This is a genomic window from Halomonas sp. G15, assembly GCF_021282295.1.
GTDB lineage: Bacteria > Pseudomonadota > Gammaproteobacteria > Pseudomonadales > Halomonadaceae > Halomonas > Halomonas alimentaria.
Window position 1 is genome coordinate 1 of sequence record NZ_JAJSPA010000078.1, and the last position, 1,984, is coordinate 1,984.

Sequence of the window (1,984 nt, forward strand, 5' to 3'; positions counted from 1 at the left end):
AAGGCCAAGGCGCCACAACCGTCGTCACCCGTCGACCCGACGTCAGAGGATAAGCAAACCGCGTCACCGGTTTCTACGACCCGCATTCTCAAGAAGGCGACCTGTCCCAAGCTGAGCCCGCGTGGCAATGGGGAGCTGACCTACCACCTTGGCTACCGTGATGAGGATGGCCAGGTCTTCCTACGTGTGACCGCCAACGCTTCCAGCGGCTACTTCAGTCAGGAGTGGATCGCCCTGGAGGATATCGGTGCTCTGATGGCTGCCGAGAATGGCCACGGCTTCAAGGCGATTCTCTTCAAGCCGCTGTATCAGCAGAAGGGCGCCAACAACCATGGCTTCCTGGGGGCTGCGCTCAAGGCCGAGGGCATCGTCGAAGTGGAAGAGGAACAACCCCTGATCCTGTATGCCGCCGAGGATCGTACTGCCTTTGATCAGCAGGTGGCGCTTCTGGAGGAGGAGGGGACCGCCCTGCATGACGACGTCGCCGAGGAGAATGCCCGCAAGGAAGCCCGTAAGCAGGAGCGCCTTGCCGAACAGCAGCGTCGACGGGAAGCGCGGATGGCGCAGGAGAAGGCCGCCGCCGATGCCAAGTCCGCCACCTCACTACCTGCCACGGATGACGCTACCGATGAAGAAGCCCCGAAATCAGTCGATTCTGATGCCGAAAACCCCGATAGAACGGCGGCTGAAGGGTAATCCATAGACCCGCCTGCCTATGGGCGTTTTTCATCACGCAAAAGGTTCGTTTAGCGAAATGCAGGATTCGGCATAGCACCTTCCCCGGGGCTATGCCGTTTTTTTATGTCCACCCACCGTGCCGCTGCGCATGGCCCTTACCCATTGGAGTTCCCCATGAGCTTTCCCATCACTCTCGACACAACCGATACCGCCTTGCCCATTCCTCAGGCCCTCACCGATGTGCTGCTCAAGGAGATCGAGCGTGCCTATACCACGACACCGCCTCTACCCAAGGAAGATCCGCTGTTCGGCATCACCCTCGTCTTCCGTGATCCTGGCTATGCCCCGCTGCTGGGTGGCTATCACCCGGTCGAGATCCGTCTGGGTCGTGCCAATGGCCATTACCGCCTCGACTACCTTACCGACTTCAGCTACGTGGGCCCTGCCGATCAGGCCGAGCTGCAAGCCGAGGTGGATTTTGAATTCGGGGTCTCCCAATGCCTGGTGCGTCACCTGCCACCCATCGGGCTGAGCCGGGTAGGGGAGTTCTTCGATCTCTACGTCACCAACTTCCTCAGCTACTACCGCAACGGCGTCTATGAGGTCGAGGTGGTCTGGGAAAACTGAGGCCACAGGAGGTCACGATGCCGTCACCTATCACCACCGTCACGCCGGAGCCATCCATGAGCGAACGCCGCTATGTCGTCTACTACCGTGTCAGTACCCAGAAGCAGTCCCGTTCGGGATTGGGGCTGGAGGCCCAGCAGCAAGCCGTCAACGACTACCTGGCACAGTATGGCGGTCAGATAATCGCCGAGTTCCAGGAGGTGGAATCAGGCAAGCGTGCCGATCGTCCCCGGTTCCATGAGGCTGCCGACTACGCCGAGTTGGCCAATGCCACTTTGCTGGTCGCCAAGCTGGATCGCCTCAGTCGTGACCTGCACTTCATCACCGGCCTGCAGAAGCGCGGTATCCGCTTCACCCTCTGCGACCTGCCCGATGTGGATCAGCTGACCATCCATATCCTCGCTGCGATGGCCCAGCACGAAGCCAGAATGATCAGCCAGCGCACCAAGCACGCCCCCCAGGCCGCCAAGGCCCGGGGGGCAAGGCTGGGTAACCCCGAGCTTGATGCTATCCGCCATCATGACCTTGCCACCGCCAACCATCAGCGCTCCCAGGCCCAGGCACAGTGGAAGCAGCGTATCCAGCGGGTCATTCAGCATCTGGAGGAGCAGGAGAGGCTACGCAGTGGGGTCGCCATCGCCGAGGCTCTCAACCGGAGGGGGCTGACCACCTACCAGGG

The 1,984-nt window shown here is 61.1% G+C and carries 3 protein-coding genes; all 3 read left to right on the forward strand.

What is annotated here, in order from left to right:
* On the forward strand, positions 1–696 hold a 696-nt coding region (locus LWH48_RS17975), incomplete at its 5' end, for a hypothetical protein (protein WP_232913658.1).
* A gap of 156 nt (positions 697–852) precedes the next feature.
* Entirely contained in the window at positions 853–1,305 is a 453-nt protein-coding gene (locus LWH48_RS17980; RefSeq protein WP_232913659.1) for a DUF2787 family protein, read from the forward strand.
* Positions 1,306–1,322: 17 nt separating this feature from the next.
* Positions 1,323–1,984, forward strand: a 662-nt coding sequence (locus tag LWH48_RS17985; protein ID WP_232913660.1) for a recombinase family protein, incomplete at its 3' end; no start/stop codon positions are given.